The sequence below is a fragment of the Dactylosporangium cerinum genome (genome assembly GCF_042653625.1).
In the GTDB taxonomy this organism is placed as follows: Bacteria; Actinomycetota; Actinomycetes; order Mycobacteriales; family Micromonosporaceae; genus Dactylosporangium; species Dactylosporangium cerinum.
Genome location: NZ_JBHSIU010000034.1, coordinates 14,525 through 37,986 on the forward strand (window position 1 = coordinate 14,525; position 23,462 = coordinate 37,986).

At 71.9% G+C, this 23,462-nt stretch carries 17 protein-coding genes and 1 pseudogene; 10 read left to right on the top strand and 8 right to left on the bottom strand.

Going from position 1 to position 23,462, the window contains the following annotated elements:
* Positions 1–27 precede the first annotated feature (27 nt).
* Genes ACFPIJ_RS26280 through ACFPIJ_RS26290 form a run of 3 tightly spaced genes read right to left on the bottom strand, consistent with a single transcriptional unit; the run spans position 28 to position 2,426 of the window.
* Complete coding sequence (locus ACFPIJ_RS26280) at positions 28–795, bottom strand: AfsR/SARP family transcriptional regulator (protein WP_380118264.1); 768 nt, start codon at positions 793–795, stop codon at positions 28–30.
* Positions 796–1,563, bottom strand: a complete 768-nt coding sequence (locus ACFPIJ_RS26285; RefSeq protein ID WP_380118391.1) for a thioesterase II family protein — start codon at positions 1,561–1,563, stop codon at positions 796–798.
* 17 nt (positions 1,564–1,580) lie between these two features.
* Complete coding sequence (locus ACFPIJ_RS26290; RefSeq protein WP_380118266.1) at positions 1,581–2,426, bottom strand: hypothetical protein; 846 nt, start codon at positions 2,424–2,426, stop codon at positions 1,581–1,583.
* A gap of 264 nt (positions 2,427–2,690) precedes the next feature.
* Between ACFPIJ_RS26290 and ACFPIJ_RS26295 the strand changes: the two genes are divergently transcribed.
* The 4 genes and pseudogenes from ACFPIJ_RS26295 (at position 2,691) to ACFPIJ_RS26310 (ending at position 11,661) form a co-directional block, all read left to right on the top strand.
* Positions 2,691–5,777, top strand: coding sequence for a non-ribosomal peptide synthetase (locus ACFPIJ_RS26295; RefSeq protein ID WP_380118269.1), 3,087 nt, complete (start codon positions 2,691–2,693; stop codon positions 5,775–5,777).
* Positions 5,778–5,811: 34 nt separating this feature from the next.
* Positions 5,812–9,891: pseudogene (locus ACFPIJ_RS26300) on the top strand (type I polyketide synthase); the annotation flags it as partial.
* Positions 9,888–10,622, top strand: a complete 735-nt coding sequence (locus ACFPIJ_RS26305) for a 2-oxo acid dehydrogenase subunit E2 (protein ID WP_380118273.1) — start codon at positions 9,888–9,890, stop codon at positions 10,620–10,622. The pseudogene ACFPIJ_RS26300 and the gene ACFPIJ_RS26305, both read left to right, overlap by 4 nt.
* Positions 10,615–11,661: an alpha/beta hydrolase family protein gene (locus tag ACFPIJ_RS26310; RefSeq protein WP_380118276.1), complete on the top strand. Its 1,047-nt coding sequence runs from the start codon at positions 10,615–10,617 to the stop codon at positions 11,659–11,661. Before ACFPIJ_RS26305 ends, ACFPIJ_RS26310 begins: the two co-directional genes overlap by 8 nt.
* A 97-nt stretch (positions 11,662–11,758) precedes the next feature.
* Here the strand turns inward: ACFPIJ_RS26310 and ACFPIJ_RS26315 are convergent, their stop codons facing one another.
* Together ACFPIJ_RS26315 and ACFPIJ_RS26320 are read right to left on the bottom strand one after the other, a co-directional pair.
* Positions 11,759–12,367, bottom strand: a complete 609-nt coding sequence (locus ACFPIJ_RS26315) for a hypothetical protein (protein WP_380118278.1) — start codon at positions 12,365–12,367, stop codon at positions 11,759–11,761.
* Positions 12,368–12,609: 242 nt separating this feature from the next.
* Entirely contained in the window at positions 12,610–14,022 is a 1,413-nt protein-coding gene (locus ACFPIJ_RS26320) for an FAD-dependent monooxygenase (RefSeq protein ID WP_380118280.1), read from the bottom strand.
* A gap of 248 nt (positions 14,023–14,270) precedes the next feature.
* Between ACFPIJ_RS26320 and ACFPIJ_RS26325 the strand changes: the two genes are divergently transcribed.
* Positions 14,271–14,570 carry a hypothetical protein gene (locus ACFPIJ_RS26325; protein WP_380118283.1) on the top strand — a complete coding sequence of 100 codons (300 nt, stop codon included), beginning with the start codon at positions 14,271–14,273 and terminating at the stop codon, positions 14,568–14,570.
* A 50-nt stretch (positions 14,571–14,620) separates the two neighbouring features.
* On the opposite strand, the gene ACFPIJ_RS26330 is transcribed toward ACFPIJ_RS26325, so the two are convergent.
* From ACFPIJ_RS26330 to ACFPIJ_RS26340, 3 genes are all read right to left on the bottom strand, one after another.
* Complete coding sequence (locus tag ACFPIJ_RS26330) at positions 14,621–15,397, bottom strand: ABC transporter permease (RefSeq protein WP_380118285.1); 777 nt, start codon at positions 15,395–15,397, stop codon at positions 14,621–14,623.
* Positions 15,394–16,326, bottom strand: a complete 933-nt coding sequence (locus ACFPIJ_RS26335) for an ATP-binding cassette domain-containing protein (protein WP_380118288.1) — start codon at positions 16,324–16,326, stop codon at positions 15,394–15,396. Before ACFPIJ_RS26335 ends, ACFPIJ_RS26330 begins: the two co-directional genes overlap by 4 nt.
* A 120-nt stretch (positions 16,327–16,446) precedes the next feature.
* The gene (locus ACFPIJ_RS26340) at positions 16,447–17,220 is read right to left on the bottom strand and encodes a TetR/AcrR family transcriptional regulator C-terminal domain-containing protein (RefSeq protein ID WP_380118291.1); all 774 of its coding nucleotides are present in this window, start codon (positions 17,218–17,220) and stop codon (positions 16,447–16,449) included.
* A gap of 97 nt (positions 17,221–17,317) precedes the next feature.
* On the opposite strand from ACFPIJ_RS26340, the gene ACFPIJ_RS26345 reads away from it, so the two are divergent.
* The 5 genes from ACFPIJ_RS26345 (at position 17,318) to ACFPIJ_RS26365 (ending at position 23,407) form a co-directional block, all read left to right on the top strand.
* The gene (locus tag ACFPIJ_RS26345; RefSeq protein ID WP_380118294.1) at positions 17,318–18,829 is read left to right on the top strand and encodes an MDR family MFS transporter; all 1,512 of its coding nucleotides are present in this window, start codon (positions 17,318–17,320) and stop codon (positions 18,827–18,829) included.
* A gap of 168 nt (positions 18,830–18,997) precedes the next feature.
* A complete protein-coding gene (locus ACFPIJ_RS26350; protein WP_380118296.1) occupies positions 18,998–20,218 on the top strand; it encodes an AAA family ATPase in 1,221 nt (406 codons plus the stop codon).
* Positions 20,219–20,409: 191 nt separating this feature from the next.
* Positions 20,410–20,946, top strand: coding sequence for an allene oxide cyclase barrel-like domain-containing protein (locus tag ACFPIJ_RS26355; protein WP_380118298.1), 537 nt, complete (start codon positions 20,410–20,412; stop codon positions 20,944–20,946).
* A 287-nt stretch (positions 20,947–21,233) separates the two neighbouring features.
* Positions 21,234–21,779 (top strand): allene oxide cyclase barrel-like domain-containing protein, encoded by a 546-nt coding sequence (locus ACFPIJ_RS26360; protein ID WP_380118300.1) that lies wholly within the window; start codon positions 21,234–21,236, stop codon positions 21,777–21,779.
* Between the two features lie 35 nt (positions 21,780–21,814).
* A complete protein-coding gene (locus ACFPIJ_RS26365; RefSeq protein ID WP_380118303.1) occupies positions 21,815–23,407 on the top strand; it encodes an AMP-binding protein in 1,593 nt (530 codons plus the stop codon).
* The last annotated feature ends 55 nt before the right edge of the window (positions 23,408–23,462 follow it).

The window sequence follows — 23,462 nt, forward strand, 5'->3', positions numbered from 1 at the left end:
CGGCGTACGAATCGGCGGGACGGGTGTCTATACCCGCGCCGAGAGCAACCGCTCGTCACCGACCAGGATCGCGTGCTGGAGCTCCTGCAGCGCACGGCAGGGTTCCAGCCCGAGCTCCCCGTTGAGGGTCGCCCGCGCCTGCCGGTACGCCTGCAGGGCGTCGCCGGTGCGGTCCGACCGGTACAACGCCAGCATGAGCTGGCGGTAGAAGGCCTCGTGCAACGGGCTGTCCGCGACCAGCTGCCGCAGCCGGCCGATGAGCCGGCGGTGCTGGCCGAGTTCGAGCTGCACGTCGATCAGCATCTCGATGCACTCCATCCGCACCTCGCCCAGCCAGGCGGCGAAGCTTCCGACGATGACACCATCGCTCGGTTCGCCGAGCAGGGGGCCACGCCACAGCGCCAGCGCGCGCTGCAGCACCTCGGCCTCCTCCTCGTAGCGGTGGGCGGCGTGGTAGCCCCGGCCGACCTCGACGAGTGCGAGGAAGTCCTGGAAGTCGAACTCGTCGTCGTCCTGCCGCAGCAGGTAGCCCGGCGACCGGGTGCAGATGGTCTCGGTCCCGGGCCGCTGCCGGGCCAGAAACTTGCGCAGCTCCGACACGTAGACGTGCAGGCCCGCGGTCGCCCGGTGCGGCGCCCGCTCACCCCACACCTCGCCGATGAGCTGGTCGGTGCTGACCACGTGATCCGCGCGGATCAGCAGCACCGCGAGCACGATCTCGATCTTCCGTGCCGTGAGCATCTGCGCGCCGGCCGGGCCGATCACCCGCAACGACCCCATCAGTTCGTACCGCATCTACGCCTCCCCATGGGGCGCCACGCCGGCCGCGGTGCCCAGCACCCGGTTGACGTGGGCAGCCACCTGCGCCGTGTGGTTGTCGAAGTAGAAGTGCCCTCCCGGGAACACGTGCAGGTCGAACGACCCGGTGCAATGGTCCTGCCAGGACGCTGCCTCGTCCTGCGTCGTGTACGGGTCCTGATCGCCCATGAACGCGGTGATCGGGCACCGCAGCGGCGGCCCGGGCCGGTATGGATGCGTCTCGATGGCCTGATAGTCGCTGCGGATCGCCGGCAGGAACGACGCGAGCAGTTCCTCGTCGGCGAGCCAGTCGACGTCCCCGCCGGCGAGGGACCGCAGCTCGGCCACGATGCCCGCGTCGTCGCGCCGGTGCACGTCGGTGTGCCGCAGGCGGGAAGGGGCACGGCGGCTGGAACTGAAGAACCAGACCGGCACCCGCCCGGCCTCGGTCAGCCGCTGCGCCGTCTCGTATGCGATGACCGCGCCCATGCTGTGACCGAACATCGCGAACGGGCGTGCCGGCTGCGAGAGCAGCTCGGCACACATCCGGTCGGCGAACTCGTCGATGCTGTCGATGCGCGGTTCGCTGCGGCGATCCTGCCGCCCCGGGTACTGCACGGCCGAGACCTGCACGGTCGGCGCCAGTAACTGCGACAGCTGGAAGTAGGCGCTGGCCGAGCCACCCGCGTGCGGAAAGCAGAAGAGCTCGATCTCGCTGTCCTGGCGGGGATGGAAACGCCGCAGCCACGGTGTGCCGGTGCGCATCGCCGCCGACGCCGGGCTCACTGCCTGCTCCCGTCGCCGGCGAGCAGGTCGCTCACTGCCGCCGCCACCTCGTCGTTGGCAAGCAGCTTGGCGTGCTCGTCCTGGACGACGATCTCCCGGCCGACCAGTGGCCCGTCGCCGCCGATGCCGGACAGGCGCACGGCATGGAGCCCGCTGAGCTCGGTGACCGACTGGAAGGCGGTCGCGCCCCGCCAGCGGGGCAACGGGTCCAGCTCGGAGGCCGCGGCGAGGTACCGCAGGAACGAACAGAACGTCCCCATCAGTTCGTCCCGCAACGGTTTGCTGAGCCCGGCCTGGGCGAACGCCACGTCGCCCATGTCGAGGGTGAGCTTGACGAGCGCCTCACACATCTCCGCCATGCCGGAGTGACGGTCGATCTCGGCCTGCCCGGCCGCCTGCGCCCGCATGATGTCCTCGGGCGGCAACACGCCGGCCAGGTAGCCGACGACCTTGTGGAACTGCCACACGAGTGTCTGCGGCACCGCAATCTCGGGATCGAACAGCAGTAGCTGCGGTTCACTGCCCTGCCAGGCGGCGACGCGTTCGGACAGTGCCGCCGCGTAGACGGCGCCACCGCAGAATCCCATGACCGCCGCCACCGGCCGGGCACGGCGCTGGAACGCCGCCCACCAGTAGTCGATGTACGCCGTGCCCGACGCCGTCCGCTCGGTGTCGAGGTCGGGCGGTGCGGTTTCCCAGAACGCACAGTCGGTCTTCAAGCGTCCTGCCAGATCGGCGAATCTCGCCTCCGGCCGTCCGGTGGCATCGAAGTCGACTGCCAGGATGACCCGCTCGGCGTGGTCGGGCTCGGCGTGCACCCGCCATCCATCAGCTCGCGCCATATTCCGCTCCCAATCAGGGCGTTCGGGTGTGCTACGCCGACCGAGCCTAGGTCAGCGCCCGGTGCCGCTCCATCCACGCGAACCCCTATGGAGCCCCTACTGGGCGCCCCCGGTCTCCGCACCAAGGGGTACCCGGTCCACAGTGCCGGTCCTACAGTTCGGAACCGACAGCGGCACCGGCCGGGTGGGAGGCAAAGGGTGGATATCGCATCGACAGCGGTAACGGGACGGACCTCGGCCAGCCGAAAGGAAGCCGCCCTGTGGTTGCTGGAGCGGCTGGTTCCTGACAGCGCCCCGAACAACCTGACGCTGGCGTTCCAGATCGAGGGCGTGCTCGACGAACCCCGGCTGATCACCGCCCTGCAGACGGTTTTCGCCCACTACGAGACGCTGCGCACGGTCTACTACGCCGCCGGCTCGACGCTCGAGAAGGACGTCGTCGCCCCTGGCGACTTCGACGTGCCGCTGGAGCGGCTGCCGGACGGTGACCTGCAACCCTTCGTCACCCGGCCGTTCACCTTCGACGGCCGGCCGCTGGTGCGGGCGGGCCTGCGCAAGGACGCCGACGGCGACATCCTCTGCCTGGCGTTCCACCATCTCGTCTACGACATCATCTCCGGCGCGATCATCCTCGCCGACCTCATCCGCGCCTACGATTCGCTCGTCGCGCGGGTGCCGATGCCGGAGGAACTGCGCGTCGAGGTGCCGTCATTCGTGGAGCCCGAGCCGTCGGACGACAGCGTCGGGTTCTGGCGCACCGAGCTGGCCGGTTTCGACCCGGCGGCGCTCGGGCTGGAGTGCGGCACACCCGACGCGGACCAGCCGAGCCTGCGCGGCGATCAGGTCACCCACCGGCTCGGCGCGCCGACCAGGGAGGTCGTGCGGCGGCTGCAGAAGGAGGTTCGCGCACCCGAGGCGGTCATCCTGCTCACCGCGTTCCAGCTGTTGCTCGCCGCGCACGGATCCGGGCCGGATCTTGCCGTCGGCACGCCGGTCAACGTACGGGGCAAGACGGCGGCCGGAACCGTCGGCCATCACACCAACGTGCTGCCGATCCGCGCACGGATCGACCCGCGGGAGAGCTTCCGCGTGCTGGTGCGCCGGGTCCGCGACACGTACTTCGGCGCCCTCATGAACGCCGGCGTTCCGGAGGAGGACATCGCCCGGCTGGTGCCGCGCACCGCCGACAACCGGCGCCCGCGACTCACCCGCCACCTGTTCAACTACTTCCCCCTCCAGCAGGCCCGGTTCAGCATCGGCGGCCACGACGCACACCTGCTCGTCATCGACAACGGCTACAGCAAATACGACCTGGAGTTCTTCGTCGCCTCGGCGGACGACGGCATCGACGTCGTCGCCCGCTTCGCCACCGACGTGCTCGACAAGGACGACGTGGTCGCGCTGCTGCACCGTTACGAGGCCATGCTGGACCTGTTCGGCAGGACCGTCGACACCCCTACCGGCGAGCTCGCCGTCTGGTCCGCCGACGACCACGCCGTCATCGAGGCGGCCAACACCACGGCCCACGACGTCGCCTTCGGCACGCTCGTCGCCGCGGTGCGCCGGCACGCGCTGAGCACGCCGGAGGCCGTCGCGGTCCACGACGACACCGGCCCCGTCACCTATCACCAGCTGTGGTGCGCCGCGGCCGCAGCGGCCCGGCAGCTGCACACGGCCGGCGCCCGCCCGGGGGACATCGTCGCCATCTCCGCCCCTCGCGACGCCACCCTCGTCGCCAACGCCCTCGGTGTCTGGCTGTGCGGGGCGGCCTATCTGCCGATCGACCCGGAGCACCCGGCCCACCGGGTGCAGCACGTCCTGCAGGACTCCGGCGCCCGCATCGTGCTCGCCGACCACCCGGTCGAGGTGGCACCGGACAGTCCGGTCACCGTCCTGCCGCTGCACGACGCCCACGGCACTGCCCTGCCGCAGGACGGTCCGCTGACCGCGACCACGCATGAGCCAGGTCCCGACGACCGCGCCTACCTGATCTACACGTCGGGCTCCACCGGCCGTCCCAAAGGGGTTTCGATCAGGCATCGCAGCATCGCGAATGCGGCCGCCCACTACGTGCACACCATGAACGCGACCCCGTCCGACGTCACCCTGTGGCTCACCACGTTCGCCTTCGACATGGCCAACCTGGAGCTGTACGTGCCGCTCTACAGCGGCGGGCAGATCGCCGTCGCCTCCGACGCGGCCCGCAGCAACGGCGTCGCGCTCCGCGCGGCGATCGAGCGCTACCAGCCACGCATCGTGCAGGCCACCCCGACCACCTGGCGCATCGTGCTCGACGACGTCGCCGACCAGCTGAGCGGGCGGTGCGTCGTGACCGGGGCCGAGATCGTGCAGGTGGACATCGCGCGCCGGCTGCTGGACACCGGCTGCGAACTGCACCACGCCTACGGGCCCACCGAGACGACCACCTGGGCGACCTGGGCGAAGGTCGACAAGATCGAGGGCGACCGGCTCGACGTCGGCGGCCCCATCTGGAACACCTACCTGGGCGTCGCCGCAGCCGACGGGCGCCAGCTGCCGGTCGGTGTCCGTGGTGAGGTCTGGATCGCGGGGGACGGTGTCGCGATCGGCTACCACGACCGGGACGACCTCAACGCCGAGCGGTTCGGCACGCACCCCGTGCACGGTCGCTTCTACCGCACCGGCGACGTCGGCCGCTGGCGCGCCGACGGCACCATCGAACTGTTCGGCCGGTCAGACCGCCAGATCAAGCTGCGGGGCAACCGCATCGAGCTCGGCGAGGTCGAGGCGGCCCTGCTGAGCCACCCGCAGGTGCACGCGGTCGCGGTCGTCGCGGTCGGCGATCGCAGCGCCGACGCCCGCCTGGTCGCGTTCGTCGAGACCGCCGGTGACACCGACATCTCGGCCGCGCTGTGGCAGCACGCCCGGGCCGAGCTGCCGCACGCCGCCATCCCGCAGGAGTTCCACCCGATCGACGCCCTCCCGGTCAACGCCAACGAGAAGGTGGACTACCCGCGGCTGGAACGGCTGGCCGCCGACGCCCACCGGGAACGGTCCGTCTCCGCGCCGCACCCCGAGCCCGGCGACCTGTCGCCGGACGGGGCCGACCCGATGGTGCTGCGACTCATCGGGCACTGGCGCGCCATCCTCGGCCACGACGACGTCGATGCCGACGCCAACTTCTTCACCAGCGGCGGGCATTCGCTCGCCGGGGCACAGCTGCTACAGCACATCCAGGACGACATCGATGTCCCGCTCAGGCTGGCCGACCTCTTCGACGCACCCACCCCGGCCGGGCTGGCCGCGCGGGTCCGCGAACTGCACACCGGACCGGCCGAGCAGCGGCAGCAATCGACAGAGAAGGGCCGTTGACGCTGCGATGACGAACGAGGAGAAGCTGGTCGACTACCTCAAGTGGGTGACCGCCGACCTGCATCGGACCCGGGAGCTGCTGCGCCGGACGGAGGCCTCGGCGCGCGAACCGATCGCGGTCATCGGCATGGCCTGCCGCTACCCCGGCGGCGTGCGGACACCGGACGACCTGTGGCGCCTGGTCGCCGACGGGTCCGACGCCGTCGCCGGCTTTCCGGAGGAACGCGGCTGGTCGACCGGCGATCTCTACGACCCGGACCCGGAGCGCACCGGCAAGACCTACACGCGGGAGGGCGGGTTCCTCTACGACGCGCACCACTTCGACCCCGCGTTCTTCGGCATCAGCCCCCGCGAGGCGCGGGCGATGGACCCGCAGCACCGGCTGCTGATGGAGACGGCCTGGGAGACCTTCGAGCACGCGGGCATCGTGCCGGCGGATCTGCGGCAGCGGCCGGTCAGTGTCTACACCGGGGTCATGTACGACGACTACGGCGTTCGCGTCATGCACAACGTCCCGCCCGATCTGGAGGGCCTGCTCGGCACCGGCAGCGCCAGCAGCCTCGCCTCCGGCCGGCTCGCCTACACGTTCGGGCTGGAAGGTCCGGCCGTCACCGTCGACACCGCCTGCTCGTCGTCGCTGGTCGCCATCCACCTCGCCGGGCAGTCGCTGCGCAACGGCGAATGCGAGCTCGCCCTCGCCGGCGGCGTCACCGTCATGCACACGCCGGGCGTCTTCATCGAGTTCAGCCGCCAGCGCGGGGTGGCGCCGGACGGGCGGTGCAAGTCGTTCTCCGCCGGCGCCGACGGCACCGGCTGGTCGGAAGGCTGCGGGCTGGTGCTCCTCGAACGGCTCAGCGACGCCGTGGCCAACGGCCACCGGGTGCTCGCCGTCGTCCGCGGCTCGGCCACCAACCAGGACGGCGCCAGCAACGGCATCACCGCCCCCAACGGCCCTTCACAGGAGCGACTGATCCGCCAGGCCCTGGCCAACGCCCTGCTCACCGTCGACGACATCGACGTGGTGGAGGCCCACGGCACCGGCACGGTGCTGGGCGACCCGATCGAGGCACAGGCGCTGCTGGCCACCTACGGGCAGCGCAAGGACCGGGACCGCCCGCTGTGGCTCGGCTCCATCAAGTCGAACATCGGCCACACCCAGGCCGCCGCCGGGGTGGCCGGCGTCATCAAGATGATCCAGGCGATCCGGCACGGCGAGATTCCCCGCTCCCTGCACGTGACCGCGCCGAGCCCGCACGTGGACTGGAGCAGCGGGGCGGTGCGCCTGCTCACCGAGGCGAGGCAGTGGCCGGACGTCGGCCGTGCCCGCCGGGCCGCGGTGTCGTCGTTCGGCATCAGCGGGACCAACGCCCACGTGATCCTCGAGCAGGCGCCGCCCGCCGACCCGCCGGAGGGCGACGAGCCCGCCGGCCCGCAGGTGTGGCTGCTGTCGGGCCGCAGCGACGCCGCCCTCGGGGCACAGGCCGCCCGGCTGCGCTCCGACCTGCCCGAAGCCGGCGCGGCGGCGGTCGCGCGGGCGCTGGCCACGACCCGCACCCACTTCCCGCATCGGGCCGCCGTGGTCGCCGACGACCGGGACGGGTTCGCCCGCGGGCTGGCCGCGCTCGCCGCCGGTGCGGAGTCCCGCGCCGTCGTGCGTGGCGTGGCCGGAACCGGCGGCAAACTCGTGTTGCTCTTCACCGGGCAGGGCGCCCAGCGGGCCGGAGCCGGACAGGCGCTCTACGACGCGTACCCCGTCTTCCGCGCCGCTGTCGACGCGGCGGCCGACGAGCTGGACCCGTACCTCGACCGTCCGCTGCGGACCGTGATGTTCACCGACGCCGCCCGGCTCGACGAGACGCTCTACACCCAGACCGCGCTGTTCGCGCTGGAGACGGCCCAGTTCCGGCTCCTCGAGTCGTGGGGCCTGCGGCCCGACGCCGTGGCCGGCCACTCCGTCGGTGAGATCGCGGCCGCGCATGCCGCCGGGGTGATGACCCTCGCCGACGCGGCCCGCCTCACGGCGACCCGGGCCCGGCTCATGCAGGCCGCACCGGCGGGCGGCGCCATGACCGCCATCGAGGCGACCGAGGAGGAGGTGCTCGCCGAGCTGGTCGACGGGGTCTCGATCGCGGCGGTCAACGCTCCGACGCGGACGGTCGTCTCCGGCGACACCGACAAGGTCGCCGTCCTGGCGGAGCGGTTCGCCCTTCGCGGGCGGCGCACCAAGCGGCTCAAGGTCAGCCATGCGTTTCACTCGCACCACATGGATCCGGTCCTCGACGAGTTCCGCGCGGCCATCGCCGACCTCACCTACGCCGAGTCGCGGATCCCGCTCGTCACCGGCCTCACCGGCGATGTCGCGACCGCCGGGCAGCTGCAGGACCCCGGCCACTGGGCACGGCAGATCCGTGAACCGGTCCGGTTCGGTGCGGCACTGTCCACTCTGGACCGCCTCGGCGCAAACACCTACCTCGAGCTCGGCCCCGGCCCGGTGCTGCTCGGCTTCGTCCGCGAGGCACTCGGCCGCAGCGCCGCCGCGGGGCCGCTGCTGCACCCCGAACGACCCGAACCGCACACCGCGCTGACCGCGGCCGCGCTGGCGCACACCGCCGGCCACGCCGTGGACTGGGCGACGATCATCGGCCCGCAACCGGCCGGCGCCGTGGAGCTCCCGTTCTATCAGTTCCAGCGCCGGCCCTTCTGGCTCGAAGCCGTGGCACCGTCGGGCACCGAGTCGGCGCACGAGGGCTTCTGGCCTGCCGTCGAACGCGAGGACGTGGCCCACCTCGACACGCTGCTGTCCCTCACCGAGGACGAGCGCACGAGTCTGCGGGCGCTGCTGCCGGCGCTGACCGACCTCCGGCGCCGGGTCTCCGGCCGGCACACCTGGATCTGGAGCCCGGTGCCGGTCCCGGCTGTCACCGGCGGGCTGACCGGTCGCTGGCTCGTCCGCGACGAACAGCTGGCCGGGATCCTGCGCGACGGCGGCGCCGAGGTGACCGTCGCCGCGCCCCACCCCGGCGAGCAGTTCGACATCTCGGGATCCGGCCGCCAGTGGGTGATCTCCCGTGGCCCGCGTCTCGAGGCCGCCACGGCCTGGGGCGTGGCCCTGGATCACGGTTACGGCTTCATCGATCTGCCGGCCGAACTCGACGACGTGATGCGGCGGCAGCTGCTCGCAGTCCTCTCCGGCGCCGTGGACGAGCCGGCGGTCGCGGTGCGGCACACCGGGCTGGCGGCCCGGCGGCTCGTGACCGCCGCTGCCCCAGCCGGGGCCGGTTGGGTGCCGACCGGGACCGTGCTGCTGACCGGCGCCGACACCGGGCTCGGCGGACACGCGGCCCGGTGGCTGGCTGCCGGCGGCGCGCAGCAGCTGATCCTGGTGAACGTCCCGCACTCCGACGACTGGTCCGCGCTCGCCGCGCTCGGGGCCAAGGTGACCGTCGTCGCCTGCGACCTCGCCGACCGGGCGGCCGTGGCCGACCTGCTGGCCGACGAGCCCGTCGACGCCGTCGTGCACATCGCGGCGCCCGGCGGCGGCGCAGCGGTCCGGCACCTCGACGAACTGACCCGCGGGTCCGGGCTGTCGGCGTTCGTGCTGTTCGCTCCGCCGGCCGACGCCGGCACCACCATGTGCTGCGAGCTGACCGTCCTGGACCGGGTCGCCGCGGGCGAACGGGGGCTGTCGGTGCAGCCGGGGCCCCGCCCGCTCCCGGACCGGGCCGTCGCCGGCAGCCTGACCTGGTCCGGCTCGGCGCCCGCCACCGTCGTGCTCACCGACGCAGTCCCGGCAGGCGATGCCGCCGCGGCGGGCCGCGACGACGAGGTGCCGCTCACGGCCCGTCTCGCGGCGGCCGACCCGGACGAACGGCTCGGGCTGCTGATCGACTACATCCGCACCGAGGTCGCCGGCGCGCTCGGGCTCGACGAGGCCGACGCCATCGGCCCCGATGAGAACCTGCTCGACCTCGGGCTGTCGTCCATGACGGCGATGGAGCTCACGGCCCGTATCCGCGACGCCGGGGTCGCGATCAGCCCGTCGCTCATCTACGACAGCCCGACCCCGGCCGAACTGGCCCAGCACCTGCTCGACGGGCTCGCGGTGGCGGCATGAGCGGCATTCCCCGGCCCCACCGGCACACCATCTACTTCCTCGACAACATCCGCGAGATCGCACCGGTGTTCCTCGGCACCGACATCGACATGAGCGCCGTGCTGGCCCACCGGCGTGCGGCGAAACACTCCATCGTCACCTACGTGCTGTGGTGCGCGGCCCGCGTGCTGGCCGCGCACCCCGACGCCAACGTGGCGCTGCGGGGCCGTCGCATGGTCCGCTACGACACGGTCGCCGGCAAGTTCACGTTCGACAAGATGATGTCGGGCCGGCGGGTCGTGCTGTCGACCGTGCTGCCGGACCTCGACCGGGAGAGCCTCACCGGCATCCAGCGGCAGGTCGAACGGTTCCGCGACGGTGACCCCGACACCATGCCGGAGTTCGCGAGCCTCCGCCGGCTGCACCGTGCCCCGATGCCGCTCGGCGGTCTGCTCTACCGGCTGGCCGTCCGGCCGCTGCGACAACGCATCAGGCGCATGGGGACGTTCGCGGTCACCTCGCTCGGGCACCGCCCGGTCGACGGCTTCTACTCGGTCGGTGGCACCACCCTGACCATCGGGCTCGGCCGCAGCACCGACCGCCCCGTGGTGCGCGACGGCGAGATCGTCGTCGCGCCGGTCATGCGGCTGTCCCTGACGTTCGACCACCGGGCCATCGACGGCGCCGAGGCGGCCGACATCCTGGCCGATCTCAAGCAGTCCCTCGAGCATTTCAAGGACCCGCATGAATGACCTCGACGAACTCAAGCGGTACATCGTCGCGCACGCGCGCGGGCAGCGCATCGGCAAGCTCCAGGAGAAGCTCGACTCCATTGTGGACGACGGCGACGGCCCGGGCTCGTGGGTCACGCAGTGGTCGGCCGCCGCGGCGGCGCTCGAACGCCGGGGGCAGTTGCTGCCGGCGAGCCGCCACTACATCATGGCCCGTTTCCCGTACCCGGACCGGCCCACCCGGACCCGTGCCGCGCACGACGCGGCGGCCACCTTCGAACGGTGGCGGGCCGGGCGTGACCTGCACCCGCTGGACTTCGAGCACGACGGCCATCCGGTGCGCTGCTGGCAGTCCGGGCTGTCCTCGGCACGGCCGCGACCGCTCGTCGTCATCATGGGCGGCCACCTGACCGTCAAGGAACAGTGGGCGCCACGCCTGGGCGTGTTCCGCCGACTGGGTCTGGCCGCCGTCGTCGCCGACATCCCGCGCATCGGCGGCAACACCGTGCCCTACGACGCCGGCGCCCATCGCTTCCTGTCCAGCCTGCTGGACGCGGTCGGCGACCGGGCCGACGTGCGGCAGACGTACGCGATCGCGCTCAGCTTCAGCGGCCATCTGGCGCTGCGCTGCGCCCTGGAGGATCCGCGGCTGCGGGGCGTCGTCACCGCCGGCGCGCCGATCCGCTCGTTCTTCACCGACGAGGCCTGGCAGGCGCGGCTCCCCCGGGTCACCACCGACACCTTGAGCCACCTCACCGGGCTGGGCCTCGACCAGCTGGGCGACTGGGTCATCGGCCCCGCTCAGCTGGCCGCACTGCGCATCCCGGTCGCCGCTGTCGCCAGCACCCGCGACGAGATCATCCCGCGCGAGGATCTGCTGGTGCTGCGCGACAACGTCCGTGACTTCCGGATGCTCGTCCACGACGACGTGCACGGCGCGCCGAACCACACGCTGGAAAGCATGGCCTGGACGGCGCTGTCGATCCAGCGCATGCGCGGGCGCTCCGCGCTGCCCCTGCGCCTGCTGTTGCGCGCGGCCCGGCTGCGCGCCGCCCTCTAAGGGGGACCTCACCCGCTCAGTGATCTGCCTCCGCGCCGCACCCGGGAGGACGCCAACGGCGGCGCGAACGGCCCGGATCCATGCGGCGGGGCGACCGTCAGAGGATGCGACTGATTTTGGTGGCCAGGTCGACCAGGGCCCCGCCGGCGACCAGGGTCAGGGCGGCCCTGGCGGTCCAGGCGACCACCGCCGGCAGCTGTTGCCAGACGGTCCGGTCACTGCCGATCCAGCGGTCGCCGAGCCAGGTCACGAGGACGCTCGCGAGCAGCGGGACGCTAAGCGTGAGGGCAACGGCGACGAGTGGTGGGTCGAGCAGGGTGAAGTCGACACCGTCGCTGTGCACCATCATCGCCCCGATGACGAGGGTCGCCCCGAGTGGCAGGCTGACCCGCCGCCACCACAGCAGACCGAAGCGCAGACCCCGGATGGCGAGCCAGACCAGCCCGCCGATCGCGCCGAGGACGGTGCCGACCAGCAGGAGATTGAGCGTACCGGCGAGCGTGAACTGGCCGATGACGAAGCCGTCGTCGCTGAGCACCCCGGTTGCCCGGGGATGGTTCAGTCGGGCCAGGACCAGCATGAACAGCCGCCCGACGATGCCTCCGGCGACCAGCCCCGTGATGCCGCCGGCCAGGGCGGCGACTCCCAGCCGACGGGCCCATTCGACGCCGGTCGCCAGTGTGGATGATTGCTGCTGCGGGGTCATGCCGACGCCTTCCGGTGGTCAGAGCCAGTGATCGTAGTTTCTTGATCACCTGCCTCGGTGTCGGCTTCGAGCAGCACGGCCGTCCATTGTCTGACTCACCGGCCTGACTCACCGGCCTGACTCACCGGCCCGGCCCGCGGTCCGGACCCTCGCCGGCGTGAGCGCCGAGATTGGCCGGCGTTGTCTGTCCGGGCCGGCGAGCGCTACCGGACAATCCGCCCTGGCCCGACAGCGGAGACGGGTCAGGCGCGGGCGGGCGCGCCGAACCACGTCGACAGCGCGGCGGCGAGTCCCTCGGGGTCGGCGCTGTCGGTGGCCCAGGCGATCCGGCCGTCCGGCCGGGCCAGCAGGGCGGCGGCCGGGACATCGGCGGACGGCTCTGCGGTGACCAGGTCGACCCGGCCGGCCCACCCGCTGACATCGAGCGGGACGGACCGGTCGAACCGCAGGGCCACGCCGCGGCCGGGCGGCAGCGGCACGCCGGGCACCCGGCGACCGACCAGCGGGTGGTCGCCGCCGTCGGGATGGCGCACGTTGAGGCCGCCGGCCGTCCGCACCAGGTACTCGTTCACCGCGTCGAACTCGATCAGCTCCGTCATGACCTGCCGCAGCGGCGCCACCTGCTCGGCCGGGTGCAGCAGGGCCAGCTGCGCGGCGGTGGTCAGGCAGGTCCGGGCACCGGCCGGGTGCCGCTCGTCGTGGTAGCTGTCGAGCAGCCCGGACGGCGCCCAGCCGGCCAGCTCCGCGGCCAGCTTCCAGCCGAGGTTGACGGCGTCCTCCAGGTTGGTGCTCAGCGCCTGGCCCCCGAGGGGGAAGTGGACGTGGGCGGCCTCGCCGGCGAGGAAGACACGCCCGGCGCGGTACCGGTCGGCCTGCCGGGTCTCACAGTCCCACCGGCCCAGCCAGCGCGGCGTGCCGACGTCGATGTCCTGCCCGGTCAGCCGGCGCACGGCGGCGCGCAGCTCGGCGGCGTCGGGCGGTGCGGCGCGGTCCGCCGGCCGGCGGCCGAACTCGCCGGTCGCCACGCGCAGCAGGCCCATGCCGCTGGGCGCGACGGAGAACAGCCCGCGGCTGAAGTCGTTGGCGCCCAGCTGCTGGTAGAGCGGATGGCCGTGGGGCACCTCGACGTCTCCGGCGATGCCGTCGAACGCCGACTCGGAGCCCTCGAACGTGATCCCGGCGGCGCTGCGCACGACGCTGTGGGCGCCGTCGCAGCCGACCAGGTAGGCGGCGCCGACCTCACCGGCGGATGTGTCCACGGTCACCCCGCCGGCGTCCTGCCGCACGCCCCGCACCGTCACCCCGCGCCGGATCTCGGCGCCGAGCTTCGTGGCGTGCGCGAGCAGGTGCTCCTCCAGCTTGGCCTGCGGGAGCAGATACGTGTGCGCCTGCCGGCCGGGCACGCGGCCAGGATCCAGCCACAGCTGGGCGAAGTGCGCGCGGGGCCAGGGCAGCCCGTCGGCGCCGATCCGGTCCATCAGGTCACGCTCGGCGAGCAGCTCCACCACGCCGGCGTTGACGGCCATGCCCATCGCGGCCAGGCGTGGCTCGGGGTCACGCTCCAGCACCACCACCGGCACGCCGGCCTGCGCGAGTTCAGCGGCGAGCAGCAGGCCGGTCGGACCGGCACCGGCGATGACGACGGCAGCGTCCATGGTGTTCTCCTCGCGGGGTCAAGGTCGGGCTCGTAGAGCTCCGGCGGAGCCGCCGCCCGGATGCGGCCAGCCTCGCGGACGGCGCTTGCCCCGGCCTTGCAGCCGCCTAAAGCGGCGCGTGTCCTTCGAGTGGTCGGCGGGACGCGGTGCGGCATAGGGGGCGGGTGGCATAGGGGACAGCTAGGGGTGCTTGCCGGTGCCGGGCGTCCCTACCGTGAGCGTGTCCCTACCCTGACGATGGAGGTCCGATGAGCGTCGCGGGAACCTGGCAGCTGATCATCGACAGCCCAATGGGCAAGCAGGAAGGCGAGGTCGTCCTGCACGTCGATGGCGACACCGTCACCGGCCCCCTGACCAACAAGACGATGAACCAGCAGTCCGAGATCTTCGACGGGCACGTCGAAGGTGACACCGCCACATGGAAGATCGAGATGGCGCTCGTCAAGGTCACGTTGACGTTCAACGTGACCGTGGACGGCGACACCATGACCGGGAAGGTCAGCGCCGGCCTCATCGGCGGGTTCGGTCTCGAGGGCAAGCGGGTCTGACGCTTGCGGCGCCGCCTGCCACGCGGGCGGGTGGCGCCACAGCGCGTGGCTCAGACGTCGCGACGGTGAAAGACGATGAAGGCGCCGGTCAGGGCGGCGGTCACCAGCGCCATCAGCAGGCCCAGTCCGGCCCAGCCGTTGAGCGCGGCGGCGTCGGGCACCACCTTGGTCAGCTGGGCTGCCGCCGTGGTCGGCCAGTAGCGGCCGAGCCCGGAGGACAGCGGCTCGGGCAGGGCCGGGATGAACGACGGCACCAGCACGGTCAGGACCGCGACGGTGATCAGGCCGGCCGCGGTGCTGCGGGTCAGCACGCCGAGCGCGATGCCGAGCACCCCCACGGCCGCCATCACCAGCCCCGCCCCGGTCACGGCGGTCAGCACCCCTGGCGCGTCCAGCGTCGTCGACGGGGCACCCTGCGCGGCGATCATCGGTTGCCCGGCCAGGAACGCCAGGAACGCGATGAGCTGGCCGAGGACGAGCGCGCCGGCGGTGAAGACGGCCACCTTCGCGGCCAGCAGGCGGGTCCGGCGCGGCACGGCGCTGAGGCTGGCCCGGATCGTGCCGCTCGCGTATTCGCTGGTGACCGTCAGCACGCCCAGGATGCCGAGGACCAGCTGGACCGACAGGTAGACGCGGAGGCTGGACGCGGCCGGGTCGAAGGTCGCCTGTGCCTGCGGCGACAGCTGGGCGTAGGAGCGGCCTGCTGCGTAGCTGGTGAGCGCCCCGAAGCCGGCGCCCATGCCCAGCGCCAGCAGCACGCCGAGCGACATCGATCGCAGGCTGCGCACCTTGGTCCACTCGCCGGCGAGGACTCCGGTCAGGCTCATGAGGCTGCGTCCTTGATGGTGGCGGTTGCTGCGGCGGCGTATTCCACGCTGTCCTGGGTGAGGTCGATGAACGCGGTCTCCAGCGAGGGCTGGATCGGCGTCAGCTCGGTCACCACGACGTGGTGCTGCGCGGCCAGCCGGCCGATCCCGAGGCCGTCCAGGCCGCGGACGCGCAGTGCGCCGTCCTCCTCGACCCGCACCGAGGCGCCCGCGCCGCGCAGCAGGCCGGCGAAGGCGCCCGCGTCCTCGGCACGGACGAGCATCGACCCGGGTGCGTGCTCGCGCAGGAGCGCGGCGGTCGGCGTGTCGGCGATCAGGCGCCCCCTGCCGATCACCACGAGGTGGTCGGCGATCAGCGCCATCTCGCTCATGAGATGGCTCGAGAGCAGCACCGTGCGGCCCTCGCCGGCCAGTCGGCGCAGCAGTCCGCGGAGCCAGACGATGCCCTCCGGGTCGAGCCCGTTGAGCGGCTCGTCCAGCATCACCCCGGCCGGGTCACCGAGCAGGGCGCCCGCGATGCCGAGGCGCTGTTTCATGCCGAGCGAGTAGACGCCGGCCGGCCGGTGTGCGACGTCGGACAGGCCGACCAGGTCGACCACCTCGCGGACCCGGCGCGCGCCGATCCCGTTGCTCTGGGCCAGGGCGAGCAGGTGGTGGAAGCCGTCCCGGCGCGGGTTGACGGCCTGGGCGTCCAGCAGCGTGCCGAGCGTGGTCAGCGGGTGCGGCAGGTCGGCGTAGGCATGGCCGCCGACGGTCGCGGTGCCCGAGGTGGGCCGGCCCAGCCCGAGGATCAGCCGCATGGTGGTGGTCTTGCCGGCGCCGTTCGGGCCGAGGAAGCCGGTGACCAGGCCAGGACCGACCCGGAAGGTGAGATCCGCGATCGCGGTCGTGTGCCGGTAGCGCTTCGTCAACTGCCGTACCTCGATCACGGGGCTCCATTCAATCGCGCGTCGTCGCGTCAGAACCCGCCCGGAACACGGGCTCCGCCCCCTTAGGAGATGTAGGGGGCCGCGGGAGCCGAATTCAGGGGTGCGCAAGCTCCGTGGCGATCAGGGCTCGCCGATCGTCTTGCCGTGGCTGGCGGCGAAGCCGGCAAGCAACCAGTTCAGGCTGGTGGCGAAGGCCTGGTCGGAGGGCTCCTCGGCGAGCTGTGCCAGATGGGGCGCACGGCCGGCGCGGGACAGGTCATCCAGGTAAGCCCCGGTGGAGTCGGCCCACTGGGACTCGGTGAGGCCGTCGCGTTGCCGCATGCTGTGACCGGCCAGCTCCAGGCCCCCGAAGCCCATCGTGAACGCGTCGACGGCGATCAGCAGGGTGCGCGCCTCCTCGCGCTCAAGGCCGAGTCCCGCTAAAGCCGCCATGGACTGCTCGGCGTGGCGCACCGCATTGGGCCCGAGTGCCGGTCGCTGCATGATCGCGGCGATCAGCCACGGGTGGCGGCGGCCGACCGCGCGGGTCTGCGCAGCGATGGCGTGCAACGCGGCCAGCCAGTCCTTCGGGGGCTCGCCGAGGACCATCTCGCCCAGGATCTCGTCGACCATGAGCTCGATGAGATCGTCCTTGCGGTCCATGAACGAATAGAGGCTCATCGGCCGGGCGTTCAGCTCGGCGGCGACCCGGCGGATCGTGATGGCGTCGAGCCCCTCCGCGTCGGCCAGGTCGACGGCGGCCCGCACGATCGCCTCCAGGGACAGCCGCCGCCGCGTGGGCCGTGGCGGGCGCGTCCAGACCGAACCACTGACCGGCGCGGACGCGCCGCGGCGGGCGTTGGGGCGGTCGGCGGGCTCCTGGTCGAGCCCCTGGGTGGATGGCGTCGGCGACATACGTCCATCATACAGCCCATCGGTTTGTGATACGTTGTATCAACAAACGAGATGCCGTACCTGTTTCCCATCGGTCCGGCCAGCGATCGGAGTCCAGATGACTGTTCCGGCACCTCCCGACGCATCCGTGCCCGACGGCACGGCCACCACTTCCGACGACGAAAGCCGGATCTCCCCTGCCCTGCTCAAGCTGGCCGGCGTCATCATGCTCGGCGCAATCATGGTTCAGCTCGACTCGACGATGGTCAATGTCGCCATCGACACGCTGAGCAAGCGCTTCGAGGTCACGGTCAGCACGATCCAGTGGGTGAGCACGGGTTACCTGCTGGCGATGGCCATCGTCATTCCGCTCACCGGCTGGGCGTCCGACCGGTTCGGCGCGCGGGCCGTATGGACGTTCTCGCTCTGCGCGTTCCTCGGCGGCTCCGTGCTCTGCGGCGTCGCCTGGTCGGCCGAGAGCCTCATCGCCTTCCGCGTCCTGCAGGGCCTCGGCGGCGGGATGATCCTCCCACTGGCCCAGGCGATCCTCGCGGCCGCCGCCGGGCCGAAGCGGCTCGGCCGCATGATGAGCGCGATCGGCGTGCCGGCGATGCTCGGCCCGGTCCTCGGCCCGGTCCTCGGCGGCGTGCTGGTCGACCACCTCTCCTGGCGCTGGATCTTCTACGTCAACGTGCCGATCTGCCTCGCGGCGCTGGCCCTGTCTTGGCGGCTCATGCCCTCGGGCACCAGCGCCGAGAGCGAGCGCAAGGGACTCGACAAGCTCGGGCTTCTCCTGCTCTCACCCGGCTGCGCGGCACTGGTCTACGGGCTGTCCAAGGCCGGCCAGCACGGCAGCTTCACCGCCCCGGAGGTCCTCATCCCGCTGGTCGGCGGCGTCGTGCTGCTGGCCGCCTTCGCCTTGCACGCGCTGCGCACCAAGGTTGAGCCGATCATCGACCTGCGCCTGCTCAAGTCGCGCAACTTCAGCGCGTCCTCGAGCGTGCTGTTCGTCTTCAGCATGGCCCTGTTCGGCGCGATCTTCCTGCTGTCGCTGCTGTATCAGCAGGTGCACGGGGACAGCGCGGTCAAGACCGGCCTGCTGCTGGCACCACAGGGCGTCGGCCTGGCCGCCGCGCTCCTGCTCGCCGGACCGCTCACCGACAAGATCGGCCCCCGCTGGATCGCGGTGGTCGGGCTGTTGCTCGCCATCGCGGGCACGATCCCGTTCTGCCTGGCCAAGGGCGAGATCAACCAGTGGCTGCTGGGTGGTTCCCTGGTCGTCCGCGGCGCCGGGCTGGGCGCGGTCATCGTGCCCTGCATGGCCGCGGCCTACGCCGGGGTGGCGCAGCATGCCTTCAACCGGGCGAGCAGCGCCCTGCGCATCTTCCAGCAGCTCGGCGGTTCCTTCGGCGTGGCCGTCGTTGCCGTGGTGCTCCAGCGTCAGGTCACCGACGCGACCGACGCCGCCGCCGGCCGGCCGAACCTCGACCAGATCGCCGGCGCGTTCGGCAACACCTTCTGGTGGACCGTGGCCCTCACCGTCGTCGCCGTGATCCCGGCGCTGCTGCTGCCGCGCACCCTGCGCGACGACGCGGCAGAGCCGGCCCCGCAGCCCGCGGCGATGGGCTGAGCCGCATCCCCGACGCTCGGCGCCGCAGACAGGCGCCGGGCGTCGCGGGTGCAGGTCGTCGGGCTGAACAGGGGTGTCTGGCCGACGTCAGGTGAACGTTTCGCCTGACGCCTCACCCTGCGCAAATCGCGTGCCGGGCCTACAGGCCGGCGCCACGGGGAGGCATCAATGCACCGGCCGGCGGAGGATCTGATCGAGCGCGAGGACCAGCTGGGCACGCTGGGCGAGCTGTTGTCCGCTGCCGTGGCGGGCAGCGGACAGACAGCCGTCCTCAGCGGCGCGTCCGGCAACGGCAAAAGCGTCCTGCTGGACCGAATGCGCTCGCTGGCCGGCGAGGTGGGCACCGACGTGACGACCGCGATCGCCGCCTGCACCGAGCAGTCGTTGCCGCTGGGCGTCATCGGCCAGCTCGCCGGCGCCGCCGGGCTGCTGACGAGCCACGCACCGGAGCCGGCGGGTGCCGCGACGAGTGTGGCCGGCCTGCTCGACGCGGCGATGTCGAGGGACTGGGATCTCGCTCAGGACGCATCGTTCCCGCCCAGCTCGGCGAAGATCCTGCACGGTCTGTGCATGGCATTTCTGCGGGGCATCGAGCGCCGGCCGATGATGCTGTGCATCGACGATGTCCATCACGCCGATCCGTTCTCGATGCAGTTCCTGTCGTATTTGAGCCGGCGGGTCCGGGCCACGCGCCTGCTGATGGTGCTCACCGACCTCCCGCAGCTGTCGCCCGCCCACCCGGCGCAATACGTGGAACTGCTGCACAGCTCGACGCCGATCGTGCTGACGGTGCCCCCGCTGACCCGCGCCGGCGTGGCCGACATGGTGCGGCGCTTGCCGCCGCCGGTCGATCCCGGCCTGGCCGGTCACGTCCACGCCCTCACCGGTGGCAACCCGCGGCTGACCGCGGCCCTGGTCGAGGACGTGTTGCGGCGGGTCGAGGGGCCGCCCGCGGTGGGGCGCCCCGTCGCCGGCGAGGCGTTCATCGAGGCCGTCCGCACCTGCCTGCTCCGCAGTCAACCGCACGCACTGCCGATCGCCCGCGCGCTCGCCGTCACCGGCGGCACGGCCGAGGTGCCGGTGCTGGCCCAGCTGTTGTCCATCAGCGAGGAGATGGTCGACTGGGGGCTGCTGGCGCTGCACCGGGTCGGCCTGCTGCCCGGCCACGCCTTCCGGGATCCCAGGGTGCAGGCCGCCGTCCTCGCCGGCATGCCGGTCCGGGAGCGGGCCGAGCTGCACCGCAGGCTCGCCGTCCTCGGGCCCGGGGGCGGCGAGCCGGCCGACATCGTGGCGCGGCACCTGGTCGATGCGCAGGACGTCGAGGGTGCGCCCGGGTCGCGCCGTCCCCTCGGTCCCCCGCCGGCCAGGGACCAGTCGATGCCCGGGTGACCGGGTCACCCGGAACAGTCTCATGGACCACGAGACGCCGGGACCGCCCGCGCATCCTGACGCAGGGCCGACTTAGCACCGCTTAAGCGCCTCCCCGCACGATCGAGATTGGTACGGCAGGTGTCGTGCCATCTCCGAGCCGGCCCCGTCTCCCGGAAGGCCGGCCAACCATGCGAAGGAGACTGACGCTCATGCGCAAGCCAAGGCCGAAGCGGCTCGCCGCTCTGCTTTCCGCGGTCGTTCTCGGCGCCGCCGCCACCGCCGTCCTCGGCGGCTCCACGGCGTCCGCGGTCCCGGCCGGGCACGGGAACGGGAAGCGGTGCTCCGTGGCGGCCGGTCTCACCGACCACTCCCACCTGACGAAGCACGACGGCCGTGCGCCGGGCACCACCGACGGCGACAGCGTCATCTTCCACGATGACGTCACCAACGCCGCCGGCGCTCAGGTCTTCACCGGCGAGGGCACCGTGCTGGTCTACACCAGCCCCACGGACGGCCGGCTCTGGGAGTGGCTCACGATCACCGTGCAGATGCCCAGCGGCGGCACGCTGTTCGGCGTCTCGACGTTCGCGATCGCGGACGCGGTCGCCGGCAAGCCGCAGACCATTCCGCTGGTCGGCAGCGCCGGCGACATGCTCGGCAAGACCGGCTCCATGAAGTGGAGCCTCGTCGGTTACGAAGGCCCGAACCTGTCCATCTTCGACGTGACGTCGACCATCTGCGGCTGACCGCGACGACGGCGGCGCGCGGGGCGCCCGCGCGCCGTCGCGTGTCCGGTCCGTCGCGCGTCCGGCCGCCTTGGACACGCTTTAGGCGGCTACAAGCCCGGGGCAAGCGTCGTGCCCGAGACTGGCCCCACCGGTGGGCACCACGCCCGGCCGTCGTGCGACGCGACGGGGCGACCCGATGACCGGCCAGCACACGATCGACGCCGGTTCGGCCGGTGTCGCGCCATCTTCGAGCCCGCCTCCGTCTTCCGGAAGGCCGGCCGACCATGAGAAGGAGACTGACGCTCATGCTCAAGCCAAGGCCGAAGCGGCTCGCCGCTCTGCTTTCCGCGGTCGTTCTCGGCAGTGCCGCCACCGCCGTCCTGGGCGGCTCCGCGGCCTCCGCGGTCCCCGCCTGGCAGTGCACCGTGACGGCCGGTCTCACCGACCAGTCCCACCTGACGAAGCACGACGGCCGCGCACCGGGCACCACCGACGGCGACGCCGTCGTCTACCACGATGACGTCTACGACGCCTCCGGCGCGCTTGCCGTCACCGGCGAGGGCACCGCGCTGGTCTACACCAATCCCACGGACGGCACGCTCTGGGAGTGGCTCGCGGTCACCGTGCAGATGCCCAGCGGCGGCACGTTCTTCGGCACCGTGCCGGTCTCGATCGCGGACGCGGTCGCCGGCAAGCCGCAGACCATTCCGCTGGTCGGCAGCGCCGGCGACATGCTCGGCAAGACCGGCTCCTGGAAGTTCAGCCTGCGCGGCTACACCAACCAGTACCTGTCCATCTTCGACGTGACGCTGACCATCTGTGGCTCCACCGGCACGTACCACCACGCATAACCCGACCGCACCACGTACGACAGAGGTGGTTCCTCATGGAGAAGATTGCCGCCGGCAACGGCGCGGAATCGGATTGCCCGAACTATGTAATGCGGATCCTCACCGCGTTGGCCGGCCGACCTGACGAGATCGTCGTGAAGTGGCGGGATCAGCGCATCACCGCCCGGGAGTTCCTGGGCTCGACGGTTGCCGCGGCCCGCCAGATGCAGGAGCTGGGCGTCGACCGCACCCATACCGTCGCCGCCCTCTCGGCATCGAACAGTCCGACCGTCATCTACACCCGCTACGCGGCGCACCTCCTCGGTGCGCGCCTGGTGCACATCCTCTCGGTCAACGCGAATTCGGCGGCCGAGTCGCTGGCCGAAGGCCAGCAGGTCGACATCTTGAACGAGGTGGGCGCGACGCTGCTCGCCGTGGACATCGAGAGTCTCGATGTCGCACGCAGGCTGGTGGATCAGGTCAAAGGACCGCTCAAGCTCGCCAGCTACGGCGCCGGCGACGCACGCGTCGACGCCGACCTGTCGGCCGGGAAATCGGACGACGGCGTCCTGCCGGAGCCCCGGCCCATTGTCGAGGACGACACCGCCACGATCATCTACACCAGTGGCACGACCGGGAAGCCGAAGGGCATCTGCCGGAGCTTCGGCGCGTGGCATCGCGAGACCGTCGCCGCGATGGATCAGGTGAAACGCATGAACCTGGGTGCGTCGTCCTACCTGGTCACCATTCCGCTCAGCAACGCCGGCATTTCCGTGGACTCGGTCCTGGCGCACGAAGGGTTCGTGCTGCTGCACGAGCAGTTCGATGCCGGCCGGGTGCTCGAAACCGTCGAGCGGGAGCGGGTGGGGGGCACCTTCTGGGCGACCCAGCATCTGTATCAGATCCTCGACCACCCACGCCTGGATGACGTCGACACCTCGAGCCTGCGGCTCGTCATGTACGGCGGCACGCCGATCTCGGCGGCGCGCATCCAACAGGCCGTCGACAGGTTCGGCCCGATCTTCGTCCAGTACTACGGGACGACGGAGAGCCGCCGGATCTCCGCGCTGATGCCCGCCGACCACCGTGACCCGCACCGGCTCGCGAGCGCCGGGCGTCCGGTTCCCACCGTCCAGGTCGTCATCCGCGACCCGGACACGGGCGCCGACCTGGAAACGAACGTCGCCGGCGAGGTGTGCGTGAGAACCCCCGGGATGATGACGGAGTACTTCCTCGACCCGGTGCGGACGGAGCAGGCGCTGCGCGGCGGCTGGCTGCACACCGGCGACATCGGCTACCTCGACGAGACCGGCTACCTGTACCTCATCGACCGCATGCACCAGGTCGTCAAGGCCAACGGGATCAAAATCTACCCGGCTGAGATCGAGCGCGTGCTGTTGTCGCACCCGGCCGTTGCCCGGGCCAGCGTCATCAAGGTCCGCGACGCCGACCTGCGCGACTCCATCAGGGCATACGTCGAGCCACGCGCCACCGGCAGCGACCTGACGTCCGGGGAACTGGCCGCGTTCGTGGCCGGGAAGATGTCCGCACTGCACGTTCCGGCGGTCATCGAACTGGTGTCACATCTCGCGACGACGCAGTTCGGCAAGGCGGATACGCAGGCCTTGCTCCTGACGCACGGCGCGTGATGCTCCGGCGTATCGGCCGGGAAGCGGATGTTTTCCGAAGGTATGGGCCGGCGGA

What these genes read in the sequence shown, in the direction of transcription:
- ACFPIJ_RS26280 (WP_380118264.1), bottom strand. Translation starts at nt 795, where the DNA reads ATGCGGTACGAACTGATGGGGTCGTTGCGGGTGATCGGCCCGGCCGGC.
- ACFPIJ_RS26285 (WP_380118391.1), bottom strand. Translation starts at nt 1,563, where the DNA reads ATGCGCACCGGCACACCGTGGCTGCGGCGTTTCCATCCCCGCCAGGAC.
- ACFPIJ_RS26290 (WP_380118266.1), bottom strand. Translation starts at nt 2,426, where the DNA reads ATGGCGCGAGCTGATGGATGGCGGGTGCACGCCGAGCCCGACCACGCC.
- ACFPIJ_RS26305 (WP_380118273.1), top strand. Translation starts at nt 9,888, where the DNA reads ATGAGCGGCATTCCCCGGCCCCACCGGCACACCATCTACTTCCTCGAC.
- ACFPIJ_RS26310 (WP_380118276.1), top strand. Translation starts at nt 10,615, where the DNA reads ATGAATGACCTCGACGAACTCAAGCGGTACATCGTCGCGCACGCGCGC.
- ACFPIJ_RS26315 (WP_380118278.1), bottom strand. Translation starts at nt 12,367, where the DNA reads ATGACCCCGCAGCAGCAATCATCCACACTGGCGACCGGCGTCGAATGG.
- ACFPIJ_RS26320 (WP_380118280.1), bottom strand. Translation starts at nt 14,022, where the DNA reads ATGGACGCTGCCGTCGTCATCGCCGGTGCCGGTCCGACCGGCCTGCTG.
- ACFPIJ_RS26325 (WP_380118283.1), top strand. Translation starts at nt 14,271, where the DNA reads ATGAGCGTCGCGGGAACCTGGCAGCTGATCATCGACAGCCCAATGGGC.
- ACFPIJ_RS26330 (WP_380118285.1), bottom strand. Translation starts at nt 15,397, where the DNA reads ATGAGCCTGACCGGAGTCCTCGCCGGCGAGTGGACCAAGGTGCGCAGC.
- ACFPIJ_RS26340 (WP_380118291.1), bottom strand. Translation starts at nt 17,220, where the DNA reads ATGTCGCCGACGCCATCCACCCAGGGGCTCGACCAGGAGCCCGCCGAC.
- ACFPIJ_RS26345 (WP_380118294.1), top strand. Translation starts at nt 17,318, where the DNA reads ATGACTGTTCCGGCACCTCCCGACGCATCCGTGCCCGACGGCACGGCC.
- ACFPIJ_RS26350 (WP_380118296.1), top strand. Translation starts at nt 18,998, where the DNA reads ATGCACCGGCCGGCGGAGGATCTGATCGAGCGCGAGGACCAGCTGGGC.
- ACFPIJ_RS26355 (WP_380118298.1), top strand. Translation starts at nt 20,410, where the DNA reads ATGCGCAAGCCAAGGCCGAAGCGGCTCGCCGCTCTGCTTTCCGCGGTC.
- ACFPIJ_RS26360 (WP_380118300.1), top strand. Translation starts at nt 21,234, where the DNA reads ATGCTCAAGCCAAGGCCGAAGCGGCTCGCCGCTCTGCTTTCCGCGGTC.
- ACFPIJ_RS26365 (WP_380118303.1), top strand. Translation starts at nt 21,815, where the DNA reads ATGGAGAAGATTGCCGCCGGCAACGGCGCGGAATCGGATTGCCCGAAC.